8 protein-coding genes are annotated in these 7,037 nt (G+C 44.3%); 5 read left to right on the top strand and 3 right to left on the bottom strand.

Annotated elements, in window-relative coordinates:
* Together VIM91_RS11705 and VIM91_RS11700 are read right to left on the bottom strand one after the other, a co-directional pair.
* A partial coding sequence (locus tag VIM91_RS11705; protein WP_331864990.1) for an AAA family ATPase occupies positions 1-249 on the bottom strand: 249 nt, incomplete at its 3' end.
* 27 nt (positions 250-276) lie between these two features.
* Positions 277-1,236, bottom strand: a complete 960-nt coding sequence (locus VIM91_RS11700; protein ID WP_331864989.1) for a GGDEF domain-containing protein — start codon at positions 1,234-1,236, stop codon at positions 277-279.
* Between the two features lie 125 nt (positions 1,237-1,361).
* Between VIM91_RS11700 and VIM91_RS11695 the strand changes: the two genes are divergently transcribed.
* Positions 1,362-2,663, top strand: a complete 1,302-nt coding sequence (locus VIM91_RS11695) for an FGGY-family carbohydrate kinase (protein WP_331864988.1) — start codon at positions 1,362-1,364, stop codon at positions 2,661-2,663.
* Positions 2,660-2,998, top strand: coding sequence for a HopJ type III effector protein (locus tag VIM91_RS11690; protein ID WP_331864987.1), 339 nt, complete (start codon positions 2,660-2,662; stop codon positions 2,996-2,998). The genes VIM91_RS11695 and VIM91_RS11690 overlap by 4 nt, the downstream gene beginning before the upstream one ends.
* A 53-nt stretch (positions 2,999-3,051) precedes the next feature.
* Here VIM91_RS11690 and VIM91_RS11685 read toward each other — a convergent pair whose 3' ends face one another.
* Positions 3,052-3,813: an HAD family hydrolase gene (locus VIM91_RS11685; RefSeq protein ID WP_331864986.1), complete on the bottom strand. Its 762-nt coding sequence runs from the start codon at positions 3,811-3,813 to the stop codon at positions 3,052-3,054.
* Positions 3,814-4,076: 263 nt separating this feature from the next.
* On the opposite strand from VIM91_RS11685, the gene dksA reads away from it, so the two are divergent.
* The 3 genes from dksA to VIM91_RS11670 are packed head-to-tail and all read left to right on the top strand — an operon-like array spanning position 4,077 to position 7,032.
* Positions 4,077-4,505: an RNA polymerase-binding protein DksA gene (gene dksA / locus VIM91_RS11680; protein ID WP_331864985.1), complete on the top strand. Its 429-nt coding sequence runs from the start codon at positions 4,077-4,079 to the stop codon at positions 4,503-4,505.
* Positions 4,506-4,513: 8 nt separating this feature from the next.
* Complete coding sequence (gene gluQRS / locus VIM91_RS11675) at positions 4,514-5,389, top strand: tRNA glutamyl-Q(34) synthetase GluQRS (RefSeq protein ID WP_331864984.1); 876 nt, start codon at positions 4,514-4,516, stop codon at positions 5,387-5,389.
* Positions 5,386-7,032 (top strand): AAA family ATPase, encoded by a 1,647-nt coding sequence (locus VIM91_RS11670; RefSeq protein ID WP_331864983.1) that lies wholly within the window; start codon positions 5,386-5,388, stop codon positions 7,030-7,032. Before gluQRS ends, VIM91_RS11670 begins: the two co-directional genes overlap by 4 nt.
* Positions 7,033-7,037 lie beyond the last annotated feature (5 nt).

The following is a 7,037-nucleotide window of genomic DNA, read 5'->3' as shown; positions in this document are numbered from 1 at the left end:
AATCAGTTCCACCGAACATTGGCTAACGGCTTTGCGTTTATCGGTGCCGTTAAACAACACATCATTCATATCCCCGCCGCGTAGCTCACGCGCCGAACTTTCACCCATCACCCAACGCACCGCATCTAACGTATTGGATTTACCACAGCCGTTTGGCCCAACAATCCCCACCAAATCGCTCGCCAAAACCAATCGAGTGGTTTCAACAAAGGATTTAAATCCCGCGATTTTAATCAGTTTTAAGCGCATTAATTTATTTTCTGTTTGTTTGGCGTGCTAGCTGGATGGTTGAGTTTGAGCGACTTCCTGCTCGGTTGGTATTAAATCATTGTCGCTGGTGTCAAAATTATTCAGTTCAACTTTAAATAAACGCGACATCATCGTATGGATCATTTCGTTGATATCTGAGCAATCTTGTTCGCCATAAGTCGCATAGCCCAATTCAAACTGGCATTCAAAGCCTGGATAGTCTTGAGCCAAATGAAGAATCCGCCGGCCAAAGTCTTGCGACAATTGTTGAATACCCGTGGCATCGGTATCAGCCGCCACCAGGATAAAAGCTTTATCTGTTACATGGAACAGCATATCCGACTGTCTAATACTATCAATCATTAACTGCGCAAAAAGATTGAGTTTTTCCATCTCTTTCATTCGCGGATCTTGCAATTCAACCAACTTAACCAGCATTAATGAATAAGGACGTTGATAACGTTTGCTGACATAGTTTTGATGTTTAATAATTTCATAAAAAAACTTACGCTTAAATAAACCCGTGACATTATCGGTTACATTCAGCAAATCTAAGTTTTTATAAACCGTTTTCAGGTTTTTAAGATGCGCCATCATTTTTTCATAAATGTGTTGCACCTCTTCAAACTCAAACTTTTGTTGGGTTTCAACAAAAGGGTCAATCAAACGTAAGTGCGAAATATCATCACTTAACTCATTTAAGGCCGGTAACACATTGTTTTCTAACAAATATTTACAACGCCGACGTGTCACCAGCCAAAACACCATAACAAATAACAACAAAAATAACGGGATGGCCAAAATCGAAATATCGGCCGACAGCATCGCCTGCAAAGAAAAACTCGACTCAAGTTGGGCGAACACGATTGTAAACCCCACAAGACCAACAACCAGCATCGAAACACCAAAAGCAATCAAGGCCGATTGCGCGAGTGTAGTGAGCAGTTGTTTAACTAAAGTCGTTTGTTTTAAAGGTTTTTTAAGCATTAATAAGGCCAAAAGAGTGAACTAAAATTGCAATTTTAGTGGATTATAGCGGAATGAAAAATAAATTAAACCTATGACCAGATAGGTCAGGCTGAAAGTTTTAAATCTCTGCTAGAATTTAAACCATGAAAAACACCACATATCCTACTCCCCCCATTATTCTAGGCTTGGACTTAGGCACATCTGGCCTGCGTGCCGCTTTAGTAAAATCTGGCCAAATTTTAGCCGAATTTTCGGTCACCATGCCCTTTCCTGAACGGGATCAACAAAACAGTCACCAATCGGTTGATATTTGGCAGACCGCCTTTGACGATTTGATGAGTCAGCTTAAACAATCAAATTGGACAGCCAAAATTGATGCCATCATTGCCGATGCGACCTCTTCAAGCGTGTTGATTTGTAACAGCCTTGGTCAAGCGATCAGTCAGGCATTGATGTACGATGATAAACGGGCTCAGCCTCAAGCAAAAAAAATAGCTCAAGTCGCACCTATTAATTCAGCCGCGCGTGGGCCCAACAGTAGCTTGGCGAAACTCATGTGGTTAGCAGAGCAAACTAAACCACAAACCGATCATTTTATACAGCACCAAATTGACTGGTTAAATTTTCAGCTTTGTGGCGTGCAAAACATCACAGATGAAAACAATGCGCTTAAACTAGGCTACGATTCCATCAATCAGCTCTGGCCGCAATGGGTGAGCGAACTTTGCCCCTATGCATTGCCCAAGGTGGTGAGCGCCGGTTCGTTACTAGGCACAGTCAGCTCAAAGCTAGTAAAAAAATGGCAATTTCAAGCATCAACTCAGGTTTTCGCTGGCACAACTGACAGCATTGCAGCCTTTCTAGCCTCAGGCGCAAGCCAAGTGGGCGACGCTGTCACCGCACTTGGCTCGACACTCGCGATTAAACAACTCTCAAACACACCTTTATTTGCCTCTGAATATGGCATTTACAGTCATAAACTTAATCATAAATGGTTGGTTGGCGGTGCTTCAAATGCCGGAGGAGCCGTACTTTTAGCACACTTTAGCCTAGAAAAGCTTGAAGCGTTAATTCCACAATTAAATGTCCAACAACCTACCGGCTTAGCTTGTTACCCCCTCACCCACACGGGAGAGCGCTTTCCGATTGCCGACCCAAATTTAAAACCGATGATTCCCAAAACCGATTCAGATACTCAACGCCTTCAAGCCCTAATCGAAGGCTTAGTCGAGGTCGAATATCAAGCTTATGAAAAACTTGAAACTTTAGGTGCGCCCAAACTTAATCGACTATTTGCCGTAGGCGGCGGTACACGCAACCAGGCCTGGTGCCAGTTGCGCGCGTTGAGAATGCCCGCTACAATCGCTAAACCAATTTCACAGTCGGCCGCATTTGGCGTGACCCGTTTAATTGACCCTACTACTATTCAAGGAAATACCTTATGACGCTTGAGGATTTAATCGAAGCCCTAAATCGACACCCGGTTGATTTTAACCAAGTGATGGACGTAATCGATGCCGAATACACCTTCACCCCAACCGCATTCAAAAATGGTGAATTATTTAACGAAGCCGGAACCAATAACGGCTCATGCAAAATCTTTGCATTTGCGAAATTACATAAACTCTGCGAAACCGATACCTTAAATGCATTTGGGGACTTTTACACCCAAGACGTCCTACTCCACCCCGAAGGTGAAGATCATCAAAACATTCGAAACTTTGTAAAAACTGGCTGGCAAGGAATTGAATTTAAAGGACAAGCGTTAAAAAAGAAATAACCGAATAAAGAACCAAGCCTGGTAGAAGCACCAGGCCTGGTGGTATGGCGGGATTAGGATTGGTGAATGTGTTTTACCAGTGCTAAATCGAGGTAAGTTTGGCCGTTCGCATCGCCAGACAAGACTTGGAAAGCTTGATCCGGTTCGCCCATTTGATCCAATACTAACTCGGCTTCTGAGAAATCATCTTCCGCGGTATAACCATTAATCGTGATAATCGTTTTTAAGTTCGCAGCTTTGGATGACAAAATGCCATTGCGTGAGTCTTCAAATGCAATCGCTTGCTCTGGCTTTAAATTCATTTGCTGCAAGGCCCAATCATAAATATCGGGCGCGGGTTTTTTAGCCGGTACGATATCGCCTGCGGCAATGACTTCAAACCAGTTAATCGAAGCTTCACCCAGGGTATTTGACAGCAAAGCCGTCACGTTCTCAGGGGTCGTGGTGGTGGCGATGGCAATGCGCATTCCAGCATCACGTGCTTCATTAATTAAGCGCTCAACACCCGGACGCAATGGAATTTTACCTTCGGCCATCAGTTGCGTATAAAAATTGGTTTTAGAGGCATGTAAACCTTTAACAAACTCATCAAACTGAGCCGGTTTTGCAAAGTCAGTATTGAATTTATCTAGGTAAAATTTAATGCGCTCTTTGCCGCCAGTGACCGCTAACAACTCACCATATAAGGCTTCACTCCATTCCCAATCTAATCCGGCATCGGCAAAAGCCAAATTAAAGGCCACACGGTGCCCGTCTTTTTCGGTATCGGCCAAGGTTCCGTCAACATCAAACAATAAGGCTTCTAATGTAGCCATAAAATATTCCTCTATTTTGATTAAAACGCCCGGATTTTGCGTTAAAAACACCTTAAATTCAAGCTTTATTAATAGCTTGGCCGCTCTAAGCAGACAAATTGGAGATGGTTAAATTCGAATTTTTGCGTTTTTTTAAGCTTGTGGTGACGAAAAAAACCTGATATAAAACGTCGTCAAGTTTAAAAGTTGGCTTGGTTGCCGATGTAGATTAGAGGTCACCTCGATTAAACTTGATATAAAAATAAGAAAATTTGGAGAGTTCTATGGAACAGTCAAGCAGCTTTATTGAAGATTATCCTCCCTATGTTCCAGAGGAAGGTGAAGAATACATGAGCGCAAACATGAAAGCACATTTCCGCAACAAGCTTTTGGCTTGGAAAAAGCAATTAATTAATGAAGCGGAATCGACCGTAACACATTTGCGTAGTGACTCTTCTACCCCAGCCGATCCGAATGATCGAGCAACACAAGAAGAAGAATTTGCTTTGGAATTACGCACACGTGATCGTGAGCGCAAGTTAATTGCCAAAATTGATAAGTCGCTAAAAGAAATTGAAACTGGCGATTATGGTTATTGCAAAATCAGTGGTGACGAAATTGGTTTAGGCCGTATGGAAGCGCGCCCAACCGCTGATATGACAGTGGAAATGAAGCGTCAACAAGAGATTCGTGAAAAACAAGGCGTTGCATAACTCGCCTCATGACCTATGTTGGACGGTTTGCCCCGACCCCATCGGGGCCGCTTCATTTTGGCTCACTCATCGCCGCCACCGCTAGTTTTCTTGATGCGAAAGCAAACCAGGGACAATGGTTGCTCCGTATTGACGATCTTGATACCCCCAGAGTCGTGCCCGACTCGATTCCACAAATTCTGCATCAACTCGATGCGTTTGGTTTTGAATGGGATCAAACGGTTTTATACCAATCTCAATCTCACGCCCGCCATATTGAAGCTTTAGAGCAACTGATCCATCAACAGCAAGCTTTTTATTGCGACTGCACTCGTAAACAAATTTTTGCGCGTGACTCGGATGGTCTTTATAGCGGTTATTGTCGAGACCGGGGTTTGGCCGCTTCCGATCAATATGCAGTGCGCTTTAAATCCCCCGATCAAAATAGGCAACTGACCGACTTAATTCAAGGTCAACTGCATCTAAATCCGCTCAAGTCATTAGGCGATTTTGTATTAAAACGACGCGATGGTTATATCGGCTATCATTTAGCCTGTGCAACCGATGATTTAGCACAGGGCGTGACCCACGTAATTCGCGGCTCGGATTTATTACAAAGCAGCTTTGCCCAAACCCTAATTTGCCAAGCCTTGGCCAACCAATCCTTGCAATATGGTCATCATCCCGTGGCGGTCACATCACAACACATAAAGTACAGCAAATCGGCTCAGAGTCCGGCGATTGATGCTGATCAAGCGGTGCTGCAAATATGGCAGGTATTAGCCTTTTTAAATCAATCCCCGCCTCTAGAACTACAGCAAGCTTCATTAAATGAAATTTGGAGCTGGGCAATCCGCCACTGGCATTTACATAACATACCCGCAAAAGACATGATTGAAATATGAGCATCACCCAAGCAAACCAAGCCTTAATTCATTGGCTCAGCACACCGACGCACTTTTTAGAAGATAGCGAGCAAGTGCAGCGCATTGAAACTCATATTTCCTGTGTGTTTTTAACTGGAAAATTTGCTTATAAGCTAAAAAAACGTGTCAATTTTGGATTTTTAGATTTTACCGAGTTAGCCCAACGCCAACGTTTTTGCGAGCTGGAAGTCGAACTCAATCGCCGCACCGCTCCGCAGCTTTATTTAGGGGTTGTGCCGATTTATCAACACCCTAAACAGCCAGACCAAATCAGTTGGACACCACAACCAGGCCTGGTGGTAGTGGATTATCTGGTGAAGATGCATCAATTTGATCCAGAAAAAGTATTAAGCCGCTATTTATTGCATACCCCGCTTTCCGATATTCAAATTAGCCAACTGGCATCGGCCATCGCCCAACTTCACCAACAGGCAGAGGCCATTCCGGCGGGCGATTTTTTAGGCTCGCCCACTTGTGTGCTCGAACCCATGACCGATAACTTCCCTTCGTTAATGGCCTTATTAGATTGTCCGCACTTGAAAACTACCCAAGCCGATTTCGATTGCCAAACTTTACGAGACCGCCTCAATCAGTTAGCGCTTTGGACCACAAATCAACACACATTGCTGGCACCCATGATAGAACAACGCCAACAACAAGGCCATGTGCGTGCCTGTCATGGCGATTTGCACCTCGACAATATTACCCTGATTGATGATGAACCCGTGTTATTTGATGGCATCGAATTTAACGATCAATTTCGTTGGATTGATACCCTCAGTGACTTGGCGTTTTTATTGATTGATTTAGATTTTCGCAAAAAACCCGATTTGGCCTCAGCGATTTTGAACCGCTATTTACAACAAACCGGTGACTATGCAGGCCTGGTGCTTTTGCGTTTTTATCAAACCTATCGTGCGCTGGTGCGCGCAAAAATCACTGGCCTGCGTTACCAACAGCTCGAGCCAGAGTCGGCCGAAGCAGGTTATGTTTTAAACACCATGGTGGCCTATATCGATTTAGCCGAACACTATGCTTATTTACATAAAGCGAACCCCACCTTATTTATTATGCAAGGTGTATCCGGCTCAGGCAAAAGTTACTACGCCGAACAAATTCATCAGCAACTCGGTGCCTTAGTTATTAGCTCGGATCGCGAACGCAAACGCCTCTACGGAATTCAAACAACTACCCGCGTGACCGACGCCGAAAAATCGGTACTCTATAGCCCGCATATGAACCAGGCGACTCATCAAGCTTTATACCAGGCCTGCCAATCGGCTTTACAATCCGGATTAAGCGTGGTGGCCGATGCGACCTTTTTGCAGACCAAACACCGCGCACGGTTTATTGAGATGGCTGAGTCGGCTCAACACCCTTATTTAATTATCAGCTTAGAACCGGATGCGAGCTTAGCCGAGCAACGCATTGCCGAACGCGCCCTGCATAATCAAGACCCTTCCGATGCCGATACTGAGGTGATGCGTCGCCAACTTAGCCAGTTTGAAGCACCTTTAGCGAGTGAACATGCCATTAGCATTAAAATGGGCGATGTGTTACCACAACTCAAGGATTATCTAACTCAGCCGATAACGCCTTTAGTTAAAGAAATCACCGGATAAATCGC

Source organism: Thiomicrospira sp. (assembly GCF_036568485.1).
Classification (GTDB): domain Bacteria; phylum Pseudomonadota; class Gammaproteobacteria; order Thiomicrospirales; family Thiomicrospiraceae; genus Thiomicrospira.
This window is presented reverse-complemented; position numbering and strand designations above follow the sequence as displayed.

What these genes read in the sequence shown, in the direction of transcription:
- gluQRS (WP_331864984.1), top strand. Translation starts at nt 4,514, where the DNA reads ATGACCTATGTTGGACGGTTTGCCCCGACCCCATCGGGGCCGCTTCAT.
- VIM91_RS11690 (WP_331864987.1), top strand. Translation starts at nt 2,660, where the DNA reads ATGACGCTTGAGGATTTAATCGAAGCCCTAAATCGACACCCGGTTGAT.
- VIM91_RS11685 (WP_331864986.1), bottom strand. Translation starts at nt 3,813, where the DNA reads ATGGCTACATTAGAAGCCTTATTGTTTGATGTTGACGGAACCTTGGCC.
- VIM91_RS11670 (WP_331864983.1), top strand. Translation starts at nt 5,386, where the DNA reads ATGAGCATCACCCAAGCAAACCAAGCCTTAATTCATTGGCTCAGCACA.
- dksA (WP_331864985.1), top strand. Translation starts at nt 4,077, where the DNA reads ATGGAACAGTCAAGCAGCTTTATTGAAGATTATCCTCCCTATGTTCCA.
- VIM91_RS11695 (WP_331864988.1), top strand. Translation starts at nt 1,362, where the DNA reads ATGAAAAACACCACATATCCTACTCCCCCCATTATTCTAGGCTTGGAC.
- VIM91_RS11700 (WP_331864989.1), bottom strand. Translation starts at nt 1,236, where the DNA reads ATGCTTAAAAAACCTTTAAAACAAACGACTTTAGTTAAACAACTGCTC.